Here is a 21,388-nt window from a genome sequence, read left to right on the forward strand (position 1 = left end):
TCCGGGGGTGGCAGGGGGCGTCAGTAGCGGAATCGCTACAGAATGGGGACCGGGAACCGATGTCGTGGGTCGGGCGTTGGAGCATCATGGAGGCACAACCAGTCCGGGGGAGTGTTCTCGTGTCGAACCCGTCGTGGCAGCCGATGCCGTGGCAGCAGGCGCAGGGCAGCAGCCCGTCCCTGCTCGCCGCCCATGCCGATCGTGAGCGAGCCGTCGATGTGCTGAAGGCGGGCTTCTCCGAGGGGCGTCTTCCGCAGGACGAGTACGAGAGGCGTGTCGAGAGGGCCTATCAGGCGCGGACGGTGGGGGAGCTGGCTCTCCTGGTCGCCGACCTGCCCCAGGGGCCTTCGGCGATGCAGCCGAGCGCCATGGCACCCATGGCGCCCATGGTCCCGAGAACCTTCATGCCGGCGCCCGTGCTGCCCCCGCCCACCAACAGCAAGGCCGTGGGTGCGATGGTCTGCGGTGTGCTCACGACCATGTCGTTCGGGCTCACCGGCATTCCGGCGGTCATCCTGGGCCACACCGCCCGCGCGGAGATCAAGCGCACAGGTGAGGGCGGTGAGGGCTTTGCCCTCGCCGGCGTCATCCTGGGCTGGCTCTCCGTGGCGGGCTGGGCGTTCTTCCTCCTGCTTTTCATGATCGCGGGAGTCTCGTCGAGCAGCGGGATCTGAGGCTGGGCGGGGGCTCGACCGCGCGGATGCGTCCGTCCCTAAACCCCCGCCCGCCCATTTGTTTTGACCATAGCGAATGAGGTAGGTACGCTCAGACCTTGTGCCTGGGGTGTGCCCTGGCTCCCGTGCGTGCCTTCACACCGCACAGGGGGAGCCGTAAGCGGCCGCCGTACTCTGCGCCCTTTCTGCCTCGCGGCGGGAGTTCAGCAGTTTCGACACACCCGACCGCGTGGGTCGGCGAATGTTCCAGGTTAGCTTCACCATTCGGCACACAGAAACCGGAGAAGTAGTGCCTACGATCCAGCAGCTGGTCCGTAAGGGCCGGCAGGACAAGGTCGAGAAGAACAAGACGCCCGCACTCGAGGGTTCGCCCCAGCGTCGCGGCGTCTGCACGCGTGTGTTCACGACCACCCCGAAGAAGCCGAACTCGGCCCTGCGTAAGGTCGCGCGTGTGCGTCTGACCAGCGGGATCGAGGTCACCGCTTACATTCCGGGTGAGGGACACAACCTGCAGGAGCACTCCATCGTGCTCGTGCGTGGTGGCCGTGTGAAGGACCTGCCCGGTGTTCGCTACAAGATCATCCGCGGCTCGCTCGACACCCAGGGTGTCAAGAACCGCAAGCAGGCCCGCAGCCGCTACGGCGCCAAGAAGGAGAAGTAAGAATGCCTCGTAAGGGCCCCGCCCCGAAGCGCCCGGTCATCATCGACCCGGTCTACGGTTCTCCTCTGGTGACCTCCCTCATCAACAAGGTGCTGCTGAACGGCAAGCGCTCCACCGCCGAGCGCATCGTGTACGGCGCCATGGAGGGCCTGCGCGAGAAGACCAGCAACGACCCGGTCATCACGCTGAAGCGCGCTCTGGAGAACATCAAGCCGACCCTCGAGGTCAAGTCCCGCCGTGTCGGTGGTGCGACGTACCAGGTTCCGATCGAGGTCAAGCCCGGTCGCGCCAACACGCTCGCGCTGCGCTGGCTGGTCGGTTACTCCCGCGCCCGTCGCGAGAAGACCATGACCGAGCGTCTGCTCAACGAGCTTCTCGACGCGTCCAACGGCCTCGGTGCCGCTGTGAAGAAGCGCGAGGACACCCACAAGATGGCCGAGTCCAACAAGGCCTTCGCGCACTACCGCTGGTAGTCGCAACCCACATCGAGACCGAGAGAAGACTGAAGCCTTATGGCTACCACTTCACTTGACCTGGCCAGGGTCCGCAACATCGGGATCATGGCCCACATCGACGCGGGCAAGACGACCACCACCGAGCGGATCCTCTTCTACACCGGCGTCAGCTACAAGATCGGTGAGGTCCACGACGGCGCAGCCACCATGGACTGGATGGAGCAGGAGCAGGAGCGTGGCATCACGATCACCTCTGCTGCCACCACCTGTCACTGGCCGCTCGAGGACAACGACTACACGATCAACATCATCGACACCCCGGGTCACGTCGACTTCACGGTCGAGGTGGAGCGTTCGCTCCGCGTGCTCGACGGTGCCGTCACGGTGTTCGACGGTGTCGCCGGTGTCGAGCCGCAGTCCGAGACCGTGTGGCGTCAGGCCGACCGCTACGGCGTGCCGCGCATCTGCTTCGTGAACAAGCTGGACCGTACGGGCGCTGAGTTCCACCGCTGTGTGGACATGATCTCCAGCCGCCTGGGCGCCGTCCCGCTCGTCATGCAGCTGCCGATCGGCGCCGAGATGGACTTCAAGGGCGTTGTGGACCTGGTCCGCATGAAGGCGCTCGTATGGTCCGCCGAGGCCGCCAAGGGCGAGATGTACGACGTCGTCGACATCCCGGCCACGCACACCGAGGCCGCCGAGGAGTACCGCGGCAAGCTGGTCGAGGCCGTCGCGGAGAACGACGACGAGATCATGGAGCTGTTCCTGGAGGGCCAGGAGCCCACCGAGGAGCAGCTGTACGCCGCGATCCGTCGCATCACCATCGCGTCCGGCAAGTCCGACGGCGTCACCGTCACCCCGGTGTTCTGTGGCACCGCGTTCAAGAACAAGGGCGTCCAGCCCCTGCTCGACGCGGTCGTGCGCTACCTGCCGACCCCGCTCGATGTCGAGGCCATCGAGGGCCACGACGTCAAGGACCCCGAGGTCGTCGTCAAGCGCAAGCCGTCCGACGACGAGCCGCTGTCCGCGCTGGCGTTCAAGATCATGAGCGACCCGCACCTCGGCAAGCTCACCTTCGTCCGGGTCTACTCGGGCCGCCTGGAGTCCGGCACCGCCGTGCTGAACTCCGTCAAGGGCAAGAAGGAGCGCATCGGCAAGATCTACCGCATGCACGCGAACAAGCGTGAGGAGATCGAGTCGGTGGGCGCCGGCGACATCATCGCCGTCATGGGTCTGAAGCAGACCACGACCGGTGAGACGCTGTGCGACGACAAGCAGCCGGTGATCCTGGAGTCCATGGACTTCCCGGCGCCGGTCATCCAGGTCGCCATCGAGCCCAAGTCCAAGGGTGACCAGGAGAAGCTGGGTGTCGCCATCCAGCGTCTCGCGGAGGAGGACCCCTCCTTCCAGGTCCACTCGGACGAGGAGACGGGCCAGACCATCATCGGTGGTATGGGCGAGCTGCACCTCGAGGTGCTGGTCGACCGTATGCGCCGTGAGTTCAAGGTCGAGGCCAACGTCGGCAAGCCGCAGGTCGCCTACCGCGAGACGATCCGCAAGGCCGTCGAGCGCGTCGACTACACGCACAAGAAGCAGACTGGTGGTACCGGCCAGTTCGCCAAGGTGCAGATCGCGATCGAGCCGATCGAGGGCGGCGACGCCTCGTACGAGTTCGTGAACAAGGTGACCGGTGGCCGCATCCCGAAGGAGTACATCCCTTCGGTGGACGCCGGTGCGCAGGAGGCCATGCAGTTCGGCATCCTCGCGGGCTACGAGATGACGGGCGTCCGCGTCACGCTCATCGACGGTGGCTACCACGAGGTCGACTCCTCCGAGCTCGCCTTCAAGATCGCCGGTTCGCAGGCCTTCAAGGAGGCCGCGCGCAAGGCCAGCCCCGTGCTGCTCGAGCCGATGATGGCCGTCGAGGTCACCACGCCCGAGGACTACATGGGTGAGGTCATCGGCGACATCAACTCCCGCCGTGGTCAGATCCAGGCCATGGAGGAGCGGGCCGGTGCCCGCGTCGTGAAGGGCCTCGTGCCCCTCTCGGAGATGTTCGGCTACGTCGGAGACCTCCGCAGCAAGACCTCGGGTCGCGCAAGCTACTCGATGCAGTTCGACTCCTACGCCGAGGTTCCGCGGAACGTCGCCGAGGAGATCATCGCGAAGGCCAAGGGCGAGTAACGCACTGCGTTCCACGCACCGCGTCCACACGCTTTAGGCTTGACTCCGGAGCCTCAGGGGGCAAACACCCGCGAACACGGGTGTTTGCCCAAGGACCCGGATTTTCCAGCAAAGATCACCTGGCGCCGATGAAGCAAGGCGTTCCAGAACCACTCCCAGGAGGACCCCCGTGGCGAAGGCGAAGTTCGAGCGGACTAAGCCGCACGTCAACATCGGCACCATCGGTCACATCGACCACGGTAAGACGACCCTCACGGCCGCCATTACCAAGGTGCTGCACGACGCGTTCCCGGACCTGAACGAGGCCTCGGCGTTCGACCAGATCGACAAGGCTCCCGAGGAGCGCCAGCGCGGTATCACGATCTCGATCGCGCACGTCGAGTACCAGACGGAGACCCGTCACTACGCCCACGTCGACTGCCCCGGTCACGCGGACTACATCAAGAACATGATCACGGGTGCGGCGCAGATGGACGGCGCCATCCTCGTCGTCGCCGCCACCGACGGCCCGATGCCGCAGACCAAGGAGCACGTGCTCCTGGCCCGCCAGGTCGGCGTTCCGTACATCGTCGTCGCCCTGAACAAGGCCGACATGGTGGACGACGAGGAGATCCTGGAGCTCGTCGAGCTCGAGGTCCGTGAGCTGCTCTCCGAGTACGAGTTCCCGGGCGACGACGTTCCGGTCGTCAAGGTCTCCGCGCTCAAGGCGCTCGAGGGCGACAAGGAGTGGGGCCAGTCGGTCCTGGACCTGATGGCCGCCGTCGACACCGCGATCCCGGAGCCGGAGCGCGACGTCGACAAGCCGTTCCTGATGCCGATCGAGGACGTCTTCACGATCACCGGTCGTGGCACCGTCGTCACCGGTCGTATCGAGCGTGGTGTCCTCAAGGTCAACGAGACCGTCGACATCATCGGTATCAAGACCGAGAAGACCACCACCACGGTCACCGGCATCGAGATGTTCCGCAAGCTGCTCGACGAGGGCCAGGCCGGTGAGAACGTCGGTCTGCTCCTCCGTGGCATCAAGCGCGAGGACGTCGAGCGCGGCCAGGTCATCATCAAGCCCGGTTCGGTCACCCCGCACACCGAGTTCGAGGCCCAGGCCTACATCCTGTCCAAGGACGAGGGTGGCCGCCACACGCCGTTCTTCAACAACTACCGCCCGCAGTTCTACTTCCGTACGACGGACGTGACCGGCGTGGTGACCCTCCCCGAGGGCACCGAGATGGTCATGCCCGGCGACAACACGGAGATGAAGGTTGAGCTCATTCAGCCCATCGCCATGGAAGAGGGCCTGAAGTTCGCCATCCGTGAGGGTGGCCGGACCGTGGGCGCCGGCCAGGTCATCAAGATCACGAAGTGATCTTGTCGGTCTGACCTGGTAGCTCCAGCACGGCTGAGCTCCTGAAGGGGCCCGTACGACTTCGGTCGTACGGGCCCTTTCGCTTGCCCGGTGACCTGTGCTCCGTGACGGGGGCCCCGTAACGCTTCTCGCGCGCCGGACCAAGTAGGGGTGACAGCATGACCGACGACGAGAGGTGCACGCCTTGGCACCGCACGCAAGAAGCAGGGGCGGTCCGCCGGGAGAGATGTACGACCCGGCCGCGTTCGAGATCTTCTACCGCCGCCACGTCGACGCCGTCACGCGCTTCATGGCCCGGCGGGTCACCGACCCGCACACCGTCGCCGACCTGACCGCCGAGACCTTCCTCGCGGTGATCGACTCCGCTCGCGCCTACCGGCCCGACCTCGGCAGCGAGACGGCCTGGCTGTACGGCATCGCGCGCAACGTGGTGGCGGCGGAGGCGCGGCGCAGCGCTCGTCAGAGCGCGCTCGGCAGCCGGGTCGCCGGGCGCCGGCTGCTGGAGGCCGACGACATCGGCCGACTGGAGGAGAAGCTCGACGCGGAGGGGGCCGGGCGGCGGGCGCTGGCCGCGCTGGGCGGGCTTCCCGAGGGCGAGCGGGCGGTGGTCGAACTCGTCGCCGTGGACCAGTTGAGCGTGACCGAGGCCGCCGCGGCACTGGGGATACGCAAGGTCACGGCGCGCGTACGGCTGCACCGGGCGCGCCGGGCGCTGCGCTCGGCCGCCGTGGGGAACGGCGAGCACGCGGCGGCACTCACCTACGCAGGGGGAGAGGCATGAGCACGAAGACGACGAGGACCTTCGAGGACCGGCTGCTGGGCGAACTCCAGCGGGAGATCGCGCTGCGGGCGGAGGATCGGCCGGAGCCCGTGCCGCGCCGCACGATCACTGCCCGGCGTGCGCTGGTCGCCCTCGCGGCGTGTGTCGCGGCGGCGGGGGTGGTGGTGGCGCTGCCGTCGTCGACCGGTGGGTCGCAGGCGTACGCGGTGGAGCGGAACGACGACGGCAGCGTCACGGTCAGCATGAAGGAGATCATCCTGAGCGGGGACGACAAGCGGGAGCTTGCCGAGCGTCTGCGAGCCGAGGGTATCCAGGTCAGCGTCGACAGGCCCAGGAGCGGATTCGTCTGCGCGCAGCCCCGCGGTGAGATGTACTCGCCGCGCTGGAGTTTCGAGGGGTCGGGCGACGTGATGGTGGAACATCCGTACGTCCTGCGTCCCGGCGACACCCTGGTCTTCGAGGACCCGGAGCCGGTCAAGGACTCGGTGAGCCCCGCCGGGAGCATGTACGCCGTGAAGGGGAAGGCGGAGCCCTGCCGGGAAGTGCCCTGGGACGGGTTGAAGAGTTTTGAGGAGTCCCTGGACTGAAGCAGGCCGGGGGCCCGGACGCCGCCGACCGTGCGGGCCCCCGGCGGTTCTCTCTTCGAAACTATTCGGCGCGTTCGACCCGTTGTCCCCTCGCCTCACTCCCTTCACCATTTGTCATGTCGCTGAGCAAATTCCGCCTTCGGGATGACCGGTCGAGGGGTGTGGCATGTCCGCGGACGTCAGTCGGAGAATCGTGCTGGGGGCGGGTGCGGGGCTCGCCGTGTCGCCCGCTCTGCCGGGGGTCGCGCGGGCGGAGGGGGCGACCGCGGACGGGGCGGCGGGGGAGGGGCTGCCGGGAGGGCTGCGGGTCACCGACCCCGGGGCGTATCTCTCGTTCGCGCCTGTGTCGGGGGCGTTCTCGCTGGTCGGGGCGCCGGTCGTGGTCAGCCCCGAGGACCACCCCGGAGTCGTACGGGTCGCGGGGGACCTCCGGGACGACATCGAGCGGGTGACGGGGGTGCGCCCGGGGAGCGAGGTCGCGCGGGAGGTGGTCCTGGTGGGGACCATCGGGCGCAGTCCCCTGATCGACGGGCTGATCGACGCCGGGAAGCTGGACGTCGACGGGGTGCGGGGGAAGTGGGAGACCTCGCTGCAGACGGTCGTGGAGCGGCCGATGCCCGGGGTGCGGCGGGCCTTCGTCATCGCGGGCAGCGATCCGCGCGGCACGATCTTCGGGGCGTACGACGTCTCGTACGGGCTCGGGGTCTCGCCCTGGTACTGGTGGGACGACGTGCCGCCGGTCCGGCGGGAGGCGGTGTACGTGCGGCCGGGTCGCTTCAGCCAGGGGACGCCGGCCGTGACGTACCGGGGTGTCTTCATCAACGACGAGAACCCGGCGCTCGGGACGTGGGCGCCGGCGTACTTCGGGCCCGGGAAGGCGCCGGGGTACCCCGGGGGCTTCAACGCGGACTTCTGGGCCAAGGTCTTCGAGGTGCTGCTGCGGCTGAAGGGGAACTACGTCTGGCCGGCGGTGTGGGGGCGGGCCTTCGCCGAGGACGATCCGGAGAACCACGCACGGGCGAAGGCCTATGGGATTGTCATGGGCACGTCTCATGAGGCGCCCATGATGCGGGGCATCGAGGAGTGGAACCGGCATGCGGTGCCAGCCGTGCGCGACGGCGCCGGGAACGTCGTGACCCCCGGGCGGGACCCCTACGGGGGCACCGGGGAGTGGTCGTACCGGCGCAACGCCGAGGCGATCCGCGCGTACTGGCGGGACGGCATCCGGCGCATGGTCGACGAGGACTTCGAGGGCGTCGTCACGCTGGGGATGCGCGGGAACGGGGACACCAGCCTCCCGGACGGCGACGGCATCGAGCTGATGCAGGAGATCATCGCGGCGCAGCGCGGGATCATCGAGGAGGTGACGGGGCGCCCGGCGGCGAGGACCCCGCAGGTGTGGACCCTCTACAAGGAGGTCCAGCGCTACTGGGACCGGGGGCTGCGGGCGCCGGACGACGTGACCGTCGTCCTGACGGACGACAACTGGGGGAACATCCGCAAGCATCCGGACCCCGGGGAGCCCGTGCGGTCCGGGGGGTACGGGCTGTACTACCACTTCGACTACGTCGGGGTCGGGCGCAACTACAAGTGGGTCGACACAGCCAACCTGACGAACCTCTGGGAGCAGCTGCACGAGGCGGACGCGTACGGCAACCACGGGCTGTGGGTGGTGAACGTCGGCGATCTGAAGGGCAACGAGCTGCCGACCGAGTTCTTCCTGAACTACGCCTGGAACCCGCGGCGTTGGGGCGCGGACCGGCTGGAGGAGTGGGAGCGGCGGTTCGCGCGGCAGCACTTCGGGGAGGAGGCGGCGGCCGAGATCGCCGAGGTGCTGAGCGCCTACGGGCAGCTCCAGGCCCGCCGCAAGCCCGAGCTGCTGAACCGCCGCATCACCCTCGACACGACGAAGGACCCCACGAAGGACGAGCGGGCGATCGTCTACGACGACCAGGAGACGCCGTTCCACTTCGGTCACCGCGAGCTGGAGCGCGTCACGCGGGAGTGGCGGGCGCTGGCGAAGCGGGCCGAGCGGGCGGGGCGGCGGCTTCCGGCGGCGCTGCGGGACGCGTGGTTCGAGCTGGTCGGGTACGCGGTGGAGGCCACCGCGAACCTGTACGCGCTGCGGGAGGCGGAGTTCCTGAACCTGCTGTACGCGGGGCAGGGGCGGGCGGCGACGAACCGTATGGCGGCCGAGGCGGAGCTGGGGCTGGAGCGGGACTTCGCGCTCGCCGACCGCTTCAACTCCGAGGTGGCGGGCGGGAAGTGGAGGGGCTTCCAGACGCAGCCGCACATCGGGTACGGGGACGTGGAGCGGTACGGGCCCAACGCCGGATGGCAGCAGCCGGAGAAGGACCATGTGGCGCTGCCGGACGAGATCTTTCCCAAGGTGCGGCGGATCGAGGTGCCGGAGGCGGCCGAGCTGGGGGTGGCGGTCGACGGGGCGGACGACGCGGGGGAGTGGTGGCCCGGTGCCGGTGCCGGTGCCGGTGTCCGTGCAGGTGCCGCTGGTGCGGAGGCGGTGCTTCCGGTGTTCAGCCCGTACCAGACCAGGCCCCAGCAGTATGTGGAGATCTTCAACCGGGGACGTACGCCCTTCTCCTACCGGATCGAGTCGTCGGTGCCGTGGCTGGTGGCCGAGCGGGCGCGGGGGCGCGTCGAGGAGCAGGTGCGGGTGGCCGTGCGGGTGGACTGGGGGCGGGTGCCGGACGGCGGAGGGCGCCTGGAGGGGGCGCTGACGGTGAGCGGGGCGGGCGCCTCGGTCACGGTGAAGGCCGTCGCGGAGAAGCCGTCGGCGCGGGAGGCGCGGGGGCTGCGGGGGTTCGTCGAGGCGGGCGGCTATGTGGCGATCGACGCGGAGCACTACGCGCGGGCGGTGGGGTCGGCCGACGGACGGGTGCGCTGGCGCCGGATCGAGCGGATCGGGCGTACGGGGGCGGGGGTGACGCCGTGGCCCGTGACGGCGGCCCGGCAGGCGCCGGGCGGGGCGGGACCGCGACTGGAGTACGAGGTCGCCCTGCTGTCGGCCGTGGAGGAGGTGACGGTCCGGGCGTACGTCTCGCCGAGGAACCCGACGCTCGCGACGGGCGGTCTGCGGTACGGGGTGTCGTTCGACGGCGGTGCGCCGCAGGTCGTCGACATCAACGCCGTCACCGGGGCCGACGACGGGCTGATGAACAAGCAGTGGGCGCGCAACACGTCGGACAACGTGAACGTGACGGTGACCAGGCACGCGGTCGCCGGGCCCGGGGTGCACCGGCTGACGTTCTGGATGGTCGATCCGACGGTGGTGCTGCAACGCCTGGTGATCGACACGGGTGGGTTGACGCCGACGTATCTGGGGCCGCTGGAGAGCCGCCGGATCTGAGAAGGGATCTGAGGATGACGTACCTGAACCGCTTTCGCCTGCCCGTGCTCGGGATGGTCGCCGGAGCGCTGCTGTCCACGGCGGTGGCCGTGCAGCCGGCCTCGGCGCACGGACCTCACTCCGGCCCGTCGCTGCGGACGCTCGCCGACCGGGCGGGTGTCCGTGTCGGCACGGCCGTCGACATGGCGGCCCTCGCGGACGATCGCACGTACCGCGGAACGACCGCACGCGAGTTCAACTCGGTGACCGCCGAGAACGTCATGAAGTGGGAGTCGGTGGAGCCGCGGCGCGGTGAGTACGACTGGAAGGCCGCCGACGACCTGGTCCGTTTCGCGCGGGCGAACGGGCAGGTGGTGCGCGGGCACACGCTGGTCTGGCACAGCCAGCTGCCGGGGTGGCTGACATCGGGAGTGGCCGACGGGTCGATCGGCGCGGCGGAACTGCGCGGGATCCTGCGCAAGCACATCACCACCGAGGTGAAGCGGTACAAGGGCAGGATCCAGCAGTGGGACGTGGTCAACGAGGTCTTCGAGGAGGACGGCAGCCTGCGGAACTCCATCTGGCTGCGTGAGCTGGGACCGTCGTACATCGCGGACGCGTTCCGCTGGGCCCACGCGGCCGATCCGAAGGCGAAGCTCTTCCTCAACGACTACAACGTGGAGGGCGTCAACGCGAAGTCCACGGCGTACTACGAACTGGCGAAGCGGTTGCGCGCGGAGGGCGTACCGGTGCAGGGCTTCGGCGCGCAGGGGCACCTCGCGATCCAGTACGGCTTCCCGGGACAGGTCGCGGAGAACCTGGCCCGCTTCGAGGCGCTGGGCATGCGGACGGCGTTCACGGAGGTGGACGTACGGATGATCCTGCCGGCCGATTCCGACAAGCTCGCGACCCAGGCGGAGTACTACCGGCGGCTGCTGGACGCCTGTCTGGGCGCCCGGAGTTGCGGGTCCTTCACCGTGTGGGGCTTCACGGACAAGTACTCCTGGGTGCCGGGCGTCTTCGCGGGCCAGGGCTCGGCGACTCCGATGGACGAGGGTTACGGGCGGAAGCCGGCGTACGGGGCGCTGCGGGAGGGGCTCGCGGCGGGGCGGGCGAGGTAGCCGGCTCGGAGGGCATGGGCACGTCATTGGTAATCTGCCGGCTCTTGTACAGGGATCCTCCTGAAGAGGTGTGAATGAAGACAGGCAGACGAACCGTCGCGGTGGCCACGCTCGTGGGGGCGCTCGGGCTCTCGGTGCTGAACGCGCCGGCGGCCAACGCGGCGGACACCGGCATCACCGTGTCGGACATCGTCATCAACAAGGGCAAGCCGATCGTGGTGGGTACGTCGAAGGAGGTGGAGCCGTCCCTCAGCTTCAACATCACGCTGCCGTCGGGGTACAGCACGTCCAACCCCTTCCGTTACGACGCGTACCCCTTCCTCTATCGCGGCACCATGAAGACGGCGGCCAGCTCCGGGGAGAACTTCATCGGGCCGGGCGGCTACACCTGCTACGAGATCGATTCCAAGCACGCCCGCTGCGAGGGCAACCTCTACATCGACCCGCACCCGACCCAGGAACACGTCGACTCCAACAGTGACGCCACGACGTGGAAAGTCGGCGTCGCGCTGCGGCTGTGGACAGCGGATCACGGTCTCAAGGCTGAGGAGTACGAGACGCGGTCCAAGACCGTCCAACTCAAGCGCGCGGCCAAGGCCACGACCAACGCCTCGCCGGAGCCCGTCACCAAGGGCAAGGCGATCACCGTCACGGGCAAGGTGACCCGGGCGAACTGGAGCACGAAGAGGTACGACGGCTACGGGGGCCGTACCGTCAGCCTCCAGTTCAAGGCCAAGGGCGCCGACACCTTCAAGACGGTCAAGAAGGCCACCACCAGCGGCTCGGGGGCGCTGAAGGCCACGGTCACGGCCTCCGCCGACGGCTCGTACCGCTGGGTGTACTACGGCAACTCGACGACCGGCGTCGCCACCAGTGCGTCGGACTACGTCGACGTGCGCTGACCGACCGGCCCCTCAAGTCAGGGTCGGCACCTCGCCGCCCTCCGCACGCGTGAGCGTGACCCCCGTCAGGCCGCGCAGTCGGCGTTCCGCCACGGCGGTCAGTTCGTCGGTGGTCGGCGGGGTCTGCCCCAGGCCGATGGCGTAGCGGGCGGGGGCCGTGGTGAAGGGGCGGGGCCAGGCGTGGCACTCGGGGGTCAGTGCGGCGAGGTCCGTGATCAGGGCCCGCATCCTGCCCCGGGCCCGGCCCTCGGCAGCGCCCTCGTCCCAACTCCCGCCCCCGCCCGAACGCACCGTCACGATCGCCCAGGCCGCATGGCGGCGGTGGAGCGGGGGAGGGGCGAGGAGGCCGGGGAACGAGCCGCCTTCCTCCAACGACTCCCAGGCCCGGAACAGCTCCTGTGAGACCAGGTCGCGCATGCCCTCCGTGACCTGGTCCGTGCAGGAACGGACCGGGGCGGACGGGGTCGCCACGACCAGGACCCCGGCGGAGTCTCCCGCGAGTTCACCCACCGGCTCGCGCCAGTCCCACGCCGCCCACGTCGCGAAGAAGTGCCGCAGCAGGTCGGCCGGTGGCAGATCACCCGCCTCCCTCGCGGTGCGGGCCGCCAGCACGGACCAGGCCAGGCCGGGCAGCCCGCCGAACGGGGCCGAGTCCAGGCCCCGGGCCCTCGCCCACGCCTTGACCTGCCGTGCCAGCCGGACGAACGCCGGTCCATGGGCGCCCGCCGAGGCGAGCACCGCCTCCGCGTCGCTCACCGCGCTGAGCGCGAGCGCCGCCGCCTCGCCCAGCTCGGCCCGCCGGGCCACCGCCTCGACGGGATCCATCGCGCCGGTCGCCACGACGACCAGGTCCACGTCCAGCCCGTCCAGCCGCAGCCGGAGGCCGGGCACACGGGCGCCGACCACCTCGCGCATGCCGGCCGCCTCGGGCAGCGTTTCGGCCAACTTCGCGCGTACGGCGGGGAGTGCGACGGATCCGGGCAGCGCCGCCACCAGGTCCAGATCCGCGCCGGGCAGCGCACAGCCCATCCGCCGGGAGCCGACGACGTGCACGACACCGTCGGGGAAGGCGTCCGCCACGAGACGCGTGACCCGGTCGGCTGCGGCGCGGTCGGCGCGGTCGTCCTCGCCGCCGCCACCGTCGTCGTGCGTCCCGTACGGCGGCGGCTCCTCCTGCCACCGCACCTCGCCCGTCCCCAGGCTCACCGTCCCCCGCACCCGCATCGGCTCGTCCCCGCGCCTCGACAGCAGCGCCAGCTCGCCGACCCTGGCCGACAGGGGCGTGAGCCGGGCCGCGCAGAGGGCGGCCAGCGCGTTCGGGTCGGTGGTGCGGCCCAGGCTCAGATGCGGGGTGTAGCCCTCCCGGCGGCCCCGGCAGCGCGGGAAACGGCGTACGAGGGTGCCGTGCAGCTCGGCCCAGGGGCCCTCCCCGGCCGCCGCCGGGTCGAGCCACACCGTCGCGTCGTCCCGGTGGCCGAACCAGTGCACGCCCTCCAGCCGCACGTCGAACGGCGATGTCGTGGCCGGCAGCGATGTCGCGAGCACCGAGGCCGCCTCCTCGAAGGCGTGTTCCGGTACGAAGCCGAAGAGGACGTTCACATGCGGGGGCCAGCGGTGGATCTGCGGGTCGTGCTCCCGGCGGATGTCCTGCACCGGCGGCCACAGCTCCTCGGGCGGCAGCCAGGCCAGCGCCGTACGGGCGGTCGGCCGCGCGTCGAGGCGCACGGGGGTGTCCGTGCCCGGCTCGTCCGGGGTCACCTCCGCCCGCACCCCGTAGTGGTCCGAGATGTGCAGCCCGTCCGGCGTCGGTGTGTCCCCGTACAGCTCGGCCCGTGCCACCCGCAGGCCCTCCCCGCGCAGCAGCACCCGGTCCAGGCGGGACGCTCGGCCCGTGAGGGAGGAGATCGCGGCCAGCGGGTTGGCGCCCGGGTCGAAGGTCGGGGTCGTGTCGGCGGCGCCGTGCGCCTCGCTCCACGCGTCCCGCAGGCCGAGCGTCGTCTGCGGGGTGTCACCGCCGTCGTTGAAGTCGCCCAGTACCAGCAGGTCGGCGTCCAGACCCGCCAACCCCTCGGCGAGACGGGCCAGTTCCGCGGCGCGGCGGCCGGCGCCGTCGGTGGAGTGGTCACTGCTCAGATGCGTGGCCGCGACGACGAGGGGACGCGCGCCCGTCTCCACGACCACGGCGGTCACCGCCTTGTGCGGGCCCAGCGCGTGGAACGCGGCCTCGCGCACCGGCAACCGGCTCAGCAGCAGCAGACCGCACTCGTCCACGTCACGGCCGCGCGGGTCCGCCCCCAGCGTCCAGCCCTCCCGCACCCAGGGTTCGCGCAGCAGCATGGCCAGCAGCTCCGCCTCGACCTCCTGCAACGCGATCACGTCCACCTCGGCGTCGCGCAGGGCGCGCAGCAGCAGGGGCCTGCGCCGGGCGCTGTCGACGCGGTCGGCGTCGTACCGGTCCCAGAGGGTGTTCCAGGTCAGCACCCGCACGGACGCCGAGGCGAGTCCGCGCGGCGAGCGCGTGGGGGCCCAGCGCTCCCCGTCCCACGCGCACGGCGTGCGCGCCGTGAAGAACGGCGCACGCAGCAGCCGGGCCTCCCGGACGCGCCCGGCCTCCGTCGCGTCGATCCGGTCCACTCCCGTCGTCCGGTCCCAGACCAGCTCGCCGTCCGCCTCGAAGAACAGCACCCGGTGCCACGGGATCTCCCCGCCGGGCACGAACGCGGGCAGCGGCACCCGCTTGGGTGCGGCGCCCCGCTGCAGGACGCCGAGCACGAAGCGGGCCGGGTCGAAGCGCGCGTCCCAGCGCACCCGGTGGTAGATCTCCTCGCTCGTCCGCACGGTTCCTCAGCCCTCTTCCTCAGACCTCGTCCTCGATGGTCCCGCTCGCCCCCACGTACCAGGTGCGGTGCGCGTCGCCCGGATACGGCGGGGCGAAGCGGCGCAGCTGGGCGGTGAGCACCTCGGGCGGTACGGGATGCGCGCGGCGGCCGTTGCGCCGGACCAGCTCGTCCTCGTCGACCAGGACCACGGCATGGGTGCGCAGGGCGTTGCGGCGGTCGGCGAGCCCATGCACCAGCGAGCGCTGCTGGTGCGTCAGCGAGGTGGCGTCCCACACCACCGTCCCGCCGGCGGCCAGCGCCCCGTCCAGCCGGTCGAGCCCCGCACGCAGGACGTCCGCGTTGGCCCGCTGGTCGGACCGCGCGCCGCGCGCCGCGCGCAGATCGTCCAGCGCGATGCACGTGTCCACGCCCGCGAGCCCCCGCGCGAAGGTGCTCTTGCCGCTGCCCGCCGGGCCCACCAGCTGGATCAGCCTCGGGAAGGCCCCGGAGCGCCACCGCCACGTCGCGGCGACGGCCTCCGCGGTCCCGCCGGAGCCGCCCCCGGCGAACCCGCTCCCCCCGATCCGCCCCCGCGCGTACGCCTCCCGCGCCTCCGCCCGGCACCGGACGGCCACCTCGGGCGGCAGCCCGGCGAACGCCTCCCGCAGCGCGGCCTCGTCCGGGCCGCCCACCTCCGCGGCGTACAGCGCCGACCACTCCACCTGCTCGCGCGCCTCGTCCGTCGCCGCGGTGGCCCGGGCGACCGCGTGCAACAGCCCGAGGTCGGCGGCGAGCGAGAGGCGCGCCAGGCCGGTGGGGCGGTCCTCGTCCGGGTACGGCCGGTGCAGCGCGGAGTGCAGCCCCACCAGGTCGGCCACGCGACGGGCCAGCGGCATCCCCACGGCCCCGGCGAGCCGTGCGGCGACCCGGGCCCGGCGGCCGCCCGGGGCGTGCCCGTGCAGCAGCGCGGCCAGGACACCGGCGAGCCGCTCGTCCCCGGACCTGCCCTCCGGGTCGAAGCGGGCCACGGTCTCCCGGTCGCCCTCGCCGGGCAGTCCGACGGCCTCCGCCAGTGCGTCGGCGTCGGCGGGCGCGCCGGAGCGCACGGCCCACAGCGGCGCACGCGCCCCCAGCCCGTTCTCCACGACGGCCGCGTGCATCCAGTGGGTGTCCGTCCGTACGTGCCCGGCCCGCACCCACTTGGCGACGCGCGCGCCGAACTCGTCCGCGGCGAAACCGTCCACGACCCGGACGACGTACCCCTCCTGCCGCGCGAGGTCCAGCCGCAGGGCGCGCAGGGCCTTCTCGTCGAAGACGCCCCGCCACAGCACACGCGGCACGGGGACGCCCAGTCCGCGCAGCAGGGCCACCGTGCGGTCCCAGCCCAGGCAGCGTCCGCCCGTGTCCCACACCGAGAAGCCGTAGAACCAGCTGTCCAGGTCGTCGTAGGCGAGGGAGTGGCGCGCGAACATGTTCTCGCCGCACACCCGCCAGCCCGGCGGGACGGCGTGGCCGATGCGGGCCTGGAGCGCCTTGACCCAGGTACGGGAGGGGTGGTGCGCGGAGTCGAGGGAGCGGGCGTGCACGCCGTCGCGGTACAGCGTGGTGTTCTCGCCGTCGAGTTTCTCGGTCACGACGACCTCGCGGCCGCGCAGGCCCGACAGGTCGGTGACCCGCAGATCGTCGGCGGTCGCGCCGGGGGACCAGGGCAGATGCCTGGTCCGCGGATAGTGCGTGCGCATGATGGACGTTCCCCCGTGCCGGCCGGCGTACCTGATCAGCGTAGGAGCGCGGCTCGCGGGTGGGCGAGCGGATTACGCGCGGTCTAGGGTCCGGGTATGAAGCCCAGAGCGGGGGTCGGGCTCACCTCGATCATGGTGGTGCTCACGGTGACGACCGGCATGATCGAGGCCGTGAGCTTCCTGGTGCTCGGTCCGGTGTTCACCGCCGTGCAGACCGGCAACCTCCTCTTCCTCTCCTTCGCGCTCACCGGGGCCGCCGGACTGTCCCCGGCGGCGGCGGGGATCTCGTTCGCCGGGTTCACGGTCGGCGCGGTGCTCGGTTCCCTGTTCGAGTCGAGCGTGGACGCCCATGGCCGGCGCTGGTTCCCGCCCGCGCTGATCGGAGAGGCGCTGCTGCTGGGGCTCGGCGGGGTGGTCGCCTGGCGCACCGGCCTCGACGCGCCGGGGGACCCGGCCGAGGGCCCGCACTTCGCCGTGGTCGCCCTGGTCGCCGGGGCCATGGGCGTGCGCAACGTCACCACCCTGCGGGCGCGGGTCCCGGACCTGCCCACCACGGTGTCCACCCGCGCCCTGACCGCGCTCCTCGGCGGACTGCCCCTGCTCTCCGACACCCGCATCGGATCGGGGGCCACGAACGAGGGCCGCCGCCTCGCCTCGGTCGGCGCGATGTTCACCGGCGGCCTGCTGGGCGCCTGGCTACTGCACGAGCACGTCCACCCGGCGGTGGTCCTGCTGCTCCCCGCCGCGCTGGTGCTGGCCCTGGGCGCGGTGTACTGGGTGATGCCGCGTCGGCGTACGTCGGCGCCCGACTGAATCAGGCCGCTCCCGTGAAACGGCTGTGGATCATGGACGCATGACTGTCTCAGCGAACCGTCTCATCGGTGCGGCCACCATGCTCGCCGGCATCTGCGTCTGTCTCTGGCTGGCCCTCGGCGTACCTCAGGAATGGACCGGCGGGATGAGATGGTTACGCACCGCGCTGGCGCTGGCGTCCTTGGGCGCGATCAGCCTCGGAGTCCGCTTCGTGTACCCCGACCGCGACACGGACACCCCGGGCGAGGCCCCGGACGGCGAGGGTGCCGGCACCCGGGTTTGACCTCCGTCACTCTCGGGGTAATCTCTCCGGCTCGATTGGCGGAGGCGCTGCGCCGTATGGCAGACTAGCGGGGTTGCTCGGTCGAGTGTTGATGCTGCGCGCCTCCCGCCGGGAGGACCGGAAGCGAGTCCCACAGTACTCGTCGCCCCAACTGCCCCATGGGCAGCGCTGGAGCGGACGTACGGGAATCTTTCGGGAAGCAAGGTGCGGCGCCGACCAGGCACCCGGTGGGCCTCCGCCCCCGGCCCGCGGTACCGGAAGGGCCGTGTTTCCCAGACTGGGGATGCTCGAACAAGGGGCATCTGTGTCAGCGGGAGCGCGACACGCCCGACCGCGTGGGTCGGAGGAGCGGGTGACGGAACACCGGGTTCCAGAGCGTTAAACGAGACAAAGGACTACTGAGTAGCCATGGCGGGACAGAAGATCCGCATCCGGCTCAAGGCCTACGACCACGAGGTCATCGACTCCTCGGCGAAGAAGATCGTCGAGACGGTGACCCGCACTGGTGCGTCGGTCGCGGGCCCGGTGCCGCTGCCCACTGAGAAGAACGTGTACTGCGTCATCAAGTCGCCGCACAAGTACAAGGACTCGCGCGAGCACTTCGAGATGCGCACGCACAAGCGCCTGATCGACATCCTCGACCCGACCCCCAAGACCGTTGACTCTCTGATGCGACTCGACCTCCCGGCCGGTGTCGACATCGAGATCAAGCTCTGAAGGCCGGTGATCTGAGAATGGCTAAGCAGATCAAGGGCATCCTGGGCGAGAAGCTCGGCATGACGCAGGTGTGGGACGAGAACAACCGCGTTGTTCCGGTCACCGTCGTCAAGGCCGGCCCCAACGTCGTCACCCAGGTCCGTACGAACGATGTCGACGGCTACGAGTCGGTCCAGATCGCCTTCGGCGAGATCGACCCGCGCAAGGTGAACAAGCCCCTCAAGGGCCACTTCGCCAAGGCCGACGTCACCCCCCGCCGCCACCTCGTCGAGATCCGCACCGCGGACGCCTCCGAGTACACGCTGGGCCAGGAGATCTCCGCCGAGGTCTTCGAGGCCGGCGTCAAGGTGGACGTGACCGGCAAGAGCAAGGGCAAGGGCTTCGCCGGTGTCATGAAGCGTCACAACTTCAAGGGCCTCGGCGCCGGACACGGCACCCAGCGCAAGCACCGCTCTCCCGGCTCCATCGGTGGCTGCGCCACCCCGGGCCGTGTGTTCAAGGGCCTCCGCATGGCGGGTCGCATGGGCAACGAGCGGGTCACCACCCAGAACCTGACCGTCCACGCCGTTGACGCGGAGAAGGGTCTGCTGCTCATCAAGGGCGCGGTTCCCGGTCCGAACGGCGGCCTCGTCCTGGTCCGCACCGCGGCCAAGGGGGCCTGAGGTACCGATGAGCACTGTTGACATCCTTTCGCCTGCCGGCGAGAAGACCGGAAGCGTCGAACTCCCCGCGGAGATCTTCGGCGTGGAGAAGGTCAGCATCCCGCTGATCCACCAGGTCGTCGTCGCGCAGAACGCGGCTGCCCGCCAGGGCACGCACAAGACCAAGACCCGCGGCGAAGTCCGTGGTGGCGGTAAGAAGCCGTACCGGCAGAAGGGCACCGGCCGCGCCCGTCAGGGCTCGACCCGCGCGCCCCAGTTCGCCGGTGGTGGCGTCGTGCACGGTCCCGTGCCGCGTGACTACTCGCAGCGGACCCCGAAGAAGATGAAGGCCGCGGCCCTGCGCCACGCCCTCACCGACCGGGCCCGCCACAACCGCATCCACGTCGTCTCCGGCGTGATCGAGGGCGAGAACCCCTCCACGAAGGCCGCCAAGTCGCTGTTCGGCAAGATCTCGGAGCGCAAGAACCTGCTCCTGGTCGTCGAGCGCGCCGACGAGGCCGCGTGGCTCTCCGCCCGCAACCTGCCCCAGGTCCACATCCTGGAGCCGGGCCAGCTGAACACGTACGACGTGATCGTCTCGGACGATGTGGTCTTCACCCAGGCCGCCCTTGAGTCCTTCGTGTCCGGCCCGAACAAGGCCAACGACACCGAAGGGAGCGAGGCCTGATGGCTACGCGTCACCCGAGCATTGCCTCCAAGGCTGCGAAGGCCGCCAAGGCCGCGCGCGTCGCCAAGGCGCGCCGCCACGCCGCCGAGGGCAAGAACACCGTCGTCACCGCGCCCAGCAAGGCGTTCACGGACCCCCGTGACGTGCTGCTGAAGCCGGTCGTGTCGGAGAAGAGCTACGCGCTGCTCGACGAGGGCAAGTACACCTTCATCGTCGCGCCCGGCGCCAACAAGACCCAGATCAAGCAGGCCGTCCAGGCGGTCTTCTCGGTCAAGGTCACCGGGGTCAACACGATCAACCGCATCGGCAAGCGCAAGCGCACCAAGACCGGTTTCGGTCAGCGTGCCGGCTCCAAGCGCGCCATCGTGACCCTTGCCGAGGGCGACCGTATCGACATCTTCGGCGGTCCGACCGCGTAAGCGGGTCGGATCGTCCGATATCGGACGAGGACTGAGAAATGGGAATCCGCAAGTACAAGCCGACTACGCCGGGCCGTCGCGGCTCCAGCGTCGCCGACTTCGTCGAGATCACGCGGTCCACGCCGGAGAAGTCGCTGGTCCGCCCCCTGCACAGCAAGGGCGGCCGTAACAACGCCGGTCGTGTGACCGTTCGCCACCAGGGTGGCGGACACAAGCGCGCCTACCGTGTCATCGACTTCCGTCGTCACGACAAGGACGGCGTGCCGGCGAAGGTCGCGCACATCGAGTACGACCCCAACCGCACCGCGCGCATCGCGCTGCTGCACTACGCGGACGGCGAGAAGCGCTACATCCTCGCCCCGCGCAACCTGCAGCAGGGTGACCGCGTGGAGAACGGTCCCGGGGCCGACATCAAGCCGGGCAACAACCTGGCGCTCCGCAACATCCCGGTCGGTACCACGATCCACGCGATCGAGCTCCGTCCCGGTGGCGGCGCCAAGTTCGCCCGCTCCGCCGGTGCCTCCGTGCAGCTGCTCGCGAAGGAGGGCGCCTACGCCCACCTCCGCATGCCGTCCGGTGAGATCCGCCTGGTCGACGTGCGCTGCCGCGCCACCGTCGGCGAGGTCGGCAACGCCGAGCAGAGCAACATCAACTGGGGCAAGGCCGGCCGCAAGCGCTGGCTGGGCGTCCGCCCGACCGTCCGCGGTGTGGCGATGAACCCGGTTGACCACCCCCACGGTGGTGGTGAGGGCAAGACCTCCGGTGGTCGCCACCCGGTCAGCCCCTGGGGTCAGAAGGAGGGTCGTACTCGCTCGCCGAAGAAGGCTTCGAGCAAGTACATCGTCCGCCGCCGCAAGACGAACAAGAAGCGCTAGGAGCGGGTTTAGATGCCGCGCAGTCTCAAGAAGGGGCCCTTCGTCGACGACCACCTGATCAAGAAGGTGGACGTACAGAACGAAGCAGGCACCAAGAACGTCATCAAGACCTGGTCCCGTCGCTCGATGATCATCCCGGCCATGCTCGGCCACACGATCGCGGTGCACAACGGCAAGACCCACATTCCGGTGTTCGTCACCGAGTCGATGGTCGGCCACAAGCTCGGCGAGTTCTCGCCGACGCGCACCTTCCGGGGTCACGTCAAGGACGACCGGAAGTCGAAGCGCCGCTAAACGCGGGGTGGAATCGACCATGA

At 70.2% G+C, this 21,388-nt stretch carries 20 protein-coding genes; 18 read left to right on the top strand and 2 right to left on the bottom strand.

Annotated features, from left to right (window positions below; all coding sequences use genetic code 11):
* Positions 1–119: 119 nt before the first annotated feature.
* The 10 genes from HW837_RS20955 to HW837_RS21000 all read left to right on the top strand — a co-directional run bounded on the left by HW837_RS20955 (position 120) and on the right by HW837_RS21000 (position 12,074).
* The gene (locus HW837_RS20955; protein ID WP_313895557.1) at positions 120–674 is read left to right on the top strand and encodes a DUF1707 and DUF4190 domain-containing protein; all 555 of its coding nucleotides are present in this window, start codon (positions 120–122) and stop codon (positions 672–674) included.
* A 289-nt stretch (positions 675–963) separates the two neighbouring features.
* Complete coding sequence (gene rpsL, locus HW837_RS20960; protein WP_003948652.1) at positions 964–1,335, top strand: 30S ribosomal protein S12; 372 nt, start codon at positions 964–966, stop codon at positions 1,333–1,335.
* Positions 1,336–1,337: 2 nt separating this feature from the next.
* Entirely contained in the window at positions 1,338–1,808 is a 471-nt protein-coding gene (rpsG, locus tag HW837_RS20965; protein WP_005481264.1) for a 30S ribosomal protein S7, read from the top strand.
* A gap of 39 nt (positions 1,809–1,847) precedes the next feature.
* Positions 1,848–3,974 (top strand): elongation factor G, encoded by a 2,127-nt coding sequence (gene fusA / locus HW837_RS20970; RefSeq protein ID WP_045559443.1) that lies wholly within the window; start codon positions 1,848–1,850, stop codon positions 3,972–3,974.
* Between the two features lie 169 nt (positions 3,975–4,143).
* Entirely contained in the window at positions 4,144–5,337 is a 1,194-nt protein-coding gene (gene tuf / locus HW837_RS20975; RefSeq protein ID WP_045559444.1) for an elongation factor Tu, read from the top strand.
* Positions 5,338–5,563: 226 nt separating this feature from the next.
* On the top strand, positions 5,564–6,118 hold the full coding sequence (locus HW837_RS20980; protein ID WP_045559445.1) for an RNA polymerase sigma factor: 555 nt from the start codon (positions 5,564–5,566) through the stop codon (positions 6,116–6,118).
* Complete coding sequence (locus tag HW837_RS20985) at positions 6,115–6,705, top strand: hypothetical protein (protein ID WP_193380532.1); 591 nt, start codon at positions 6,115–6,117, stop codon at positions 6,703–6,705. Before HW837_RS20980 ends, HW837_RS20985 begins: the two co-directional genes overlap by 4 nt.
* 166 nt (positions 6,706–6,871) lie before the next feature.
* On the top strand, positions 6,872–10,072 hold the full coding sequence (locus HW837_RS20990; protein WP_193380533.1) for a glycosyl hydrolase 115 family protein: 3,201 nt from the start codon (positions 6,872–6,874) through the stop codon (positions 10,070–10,072).
* A 14-nt stretch (positions 10,073–10,086) separates the two neighbouring features.
* Positions 10,087–11,172: an endo-1,4-beta-xylanase gene (locus tag HW837_RS20995; RefSeq protein ID WP_193380534.1), complete on the top strand. Its 1,086-nt coding sequence runs from the start codon at positions 10,087–10,089 to the stop codon at positions 11,170–11,172.
* Between the two features lie 74 nt (positions 11,173–11,246).
* Positions 11,247–12,074: a hypothetical protein gene (locus tag HW837_RS21000; RefSeq protein ID WP_193380535.1), complete on the top strand. Its 828-nt coding sequence runs from the start codon at positions 11,247–11,249 to the stop codon at positions 12,072–12,074.
* Between the two features lie 12 nt (positions 12,075–12,086).
* On the opposite strand, the gene HW837_RS21005 is transcribed toward HW837_RS21000, so the two are convergent.
* The gene (locus HW837_RS21005; RefSeq protein ID WP_193380536.1) at positions 12,087–14,912 is read right to left on the bottom strand and encodes a poly(A) polymerase; all 2,826 of its coding nucleotides are present in this window, start codon (positions 14,910–14,912) and stop codon (positions 12,087–12,089) included.
* A 19-nt stretch (positions 14,913–14,931) separates the two neighbouring features.
* The gene (locus HW837_RS21010) at positions 14,932–16,635 is read right to left on the bottom strand and encodes an RNA ligase family protein (protein WP_193380537.1); all 1,704 of its coding nucleotides are present in this window, start codon (positions 16,633–16,635) and stop codon (positions 14,932–14,934) included.
* 96 nt (positions 16,636–16,731) lie between these two features.
* Between HW837_RS21010 and HW837_RS21015 the strand changes: the two genes are divergently transcribed.
* The 8 genes from HW837_RS21015 to rpsS all read left to right on the top strand — a co-directional run bounded on the left by HW837_RS21015 (position 16,732) and on the right by rpsS (position 21,365).
* Positions 16,732–17,448: a YoaK family protein gene (locus HW837_RS21015; protein WP_193380538.1), complete on the top strand. Its 717-nt coding sequence runs from the start codon at positions 16,732–16,734 to the stop codon at positions 17,446–17,448.
* A 40-nt stretch (positions 17,449–17,488) separates the two neighbouring features.
* Positions 17,489–17,731 (top strand): hypothetical protein, encoded by a 243-nt coding sequence (locus HW837_RS21020; protein ID WP_193380539.1) that lies wholly within the window; start codon positions 17,489–17,491, stop codon positions 17,729–17,731.
* A 408-nt stretch (positions 17,732–18,139) separates the two neighbouring features.
* On the top strand, positions 18,140–18,448 hold the full coding sequence (gene rpsJ, locus HW837_RS21025; protein ID WP_003948644.1) for a 30S ribosomal protein S10: 309 nt from the start codon (positions 18,140–18,142) through the stop codon (positions 18,446–18,448).
* A gap of 17 nt (positions 18,449–18,465) precedes the next feature.
* Complete coding sequence (gene rplC, locus HW837_RS21030) at positions 18,466–19,110, top strand: 50S ribosomal protein L3 (protein ID WP_005481233.1); 645 nt, start codon at positions 18,466–18,468, stop codon at positions 19,108–19,110.
* A 7-nt stretch (positions 19,111–19,117) separates the two neighbouring features.
* A complete protein-coding gene (gene rplD, locus HW837_RS21035) occupies positions 19,118–19,777 on the top strand; it encodes a 50S ribosomal protein L4 (protein ID WP_045559453.1) in 660 nt (219 codons plus the stop codon).
* Positions 19,777–20,196 (top strand): 50S ribosomal protein L23, encoded by a 420-nt coding sequence (rplW, locus tag HW837_RS21040; RefSeq protein ID WP_045559454.1) that lies wholly within the window; start codon positions 19,777–19,779, stop codon positions 20,194–20,196. The genes rplD and rplW overlap by 1 nt, the downstream gene beginning before the upstream one ends.
* Before the next feature lie 38 nt (positions 20,197–20,234).
* Positions 20,235–21,071 carry a 50S ribosomal protein L2 gene (gene rplB / locus HW837_RS21045; protein WP_033528344.1) on the top strand — a complete coding sequence of 279 codons (837 nt, stop codon included), beginning with the start codon at positions 20,235–20,237 and terminating at the stop codon, positions 21,069–21,071.
* 12 nt (positions 21,072–21,083) lie between these two features.
* On the top strand, positions 21,084–21,365 hold the full coding sequence (gene rpsS / locus HW837_RS21050) for a 30S ribosomal protein S19 (RefSeq protein ID WP_005481224.1): 282 nt from the start codon (positions 21,084–21,086) through the stop codon (positions 21,363–21,365).
* Positions 21,366–21,388: the final 23 nt, after the last annotated feature.

Source organism: Streptomyces caniscabiei, assembly GCF_014930365.1.
GTDB lineage: Bacteria > Actinomycetota > Actinomycetes > Streptomycetales > Streptomycetaceae > Streptomyces > Streptomyces caniscabiei.

Excerpts from the sequence above, each read along its gene's own strand:
- rpsG (WP_005481264.1), top strand. The coding sequence starts at position 1,338 with ATGCCTCGTAAGGGCCCCGCCCCGAAGCGCCCGGTCATCATCGACCCG.
- fusA (WP_045559443.1), top strand. The coding sequence starts at position 1,848 with ATGGCTACCACTTCACTTGACCTGGCCAGGGTCCGCAACATCGGGATC.
- HW837_RS20980 (WP_045559445.1), top strand. The coding sequence starts at position 5,564 with ATGTACGACCCGGCCGCGTTCGAGATCTTCTACCGCCGCCACGTCGAC.
- HW837_RS20985 (WP_193380532.1), top strand. The coding sequence starts at position 6,115 with ATGAGCACGAAGACGACGAGGACCTTCGAGGACCGGCTGCTGGGCGAA.
- HW837_RS20990 (WP_193380533.1), top strand. The coding sequence starts at position 6,872 with ATGTCCGCGGACGTCAGTCGGAGAATCGTGCTGGGGGCGGGTGCGGGG.
- HW837_RS20995 (WP_193380534.1), top strand. The coding sequence starts at position 10,087 with ATGACGTACCTGAACCGCTTTCGCCTGCCCGTGCTCGGGATGGTCGCC.
- HW837_RS21000 (WP_193380535.1), top strand. The coding sequence starts at position 11,247 with ATGAAGACAGGCAGACGAACCGTCGCGGTGGCCACGCTCGTGGGGGCG.
- HW837_RS21010 (WP_193380537.1), bottom strand. The coding sequence starts at position 16,635 with ATGCGCACGCACTATCCGCGGACCAGGCATCTGCCCTGGTCCCCCGGC.
- HW837_RS21015 (WP_193380538.1), top strand. The coding sequence starts at position 16,732 with ATGAAGCCCAGAGCGGGGGTCGGGCTCACCTCGATCATGGTGGTGCTC.
- HW837_RS21020 (WP_193380539.1), top strand. The coding sequence starts at position 17,489 with ATGACTGTCTCAGCGAACCGTCTCATCGGTGCGGCCACCATGCTCGCC.
- rpsJ (WP_003948644.1), top strand. The coding sequence starts at position 18,140 with ATGGCGGGACAGAAGATCCGCATCCGGCTCAAGGCCTACGACCACGAG.
- rplC (WP_005481233.1), top strand. The coding sequence starts at position 18,466 with ATGGCTAAGCAGATCAAGGGCATCCTGGGCGAGAAGCTCGGCATGACG.
- rplD (WP_045559453.1), top strand. The coding sequence starts at position 19,118 with ATGAGCACTGTTGACATCCTTTCGCCTGCCGGCGAGAAGACCGGAAGC.
- rplW (WP_045559454.1), top strand. The coding sequence starts at position 19,777 with ATGGCTACGCGTCACCCGAGCATTGCCTCCAAGGCTGCGAAGGCCGCC.
- rplB (WP_033528344.1), top strand. The coding sequence starts at position 20,235 with ATGGGAATCCGCAAGTACAAGCCGACTACGCCGGGCCGTCGCGGCTCC.
- rpsS (WP_005481224.1), top strand. The coding sequence starts at position 21,084 with ATGCCGCGCAGTCTCAAGAAGGGGCCCTTCGTCGACGACCACCTGATC.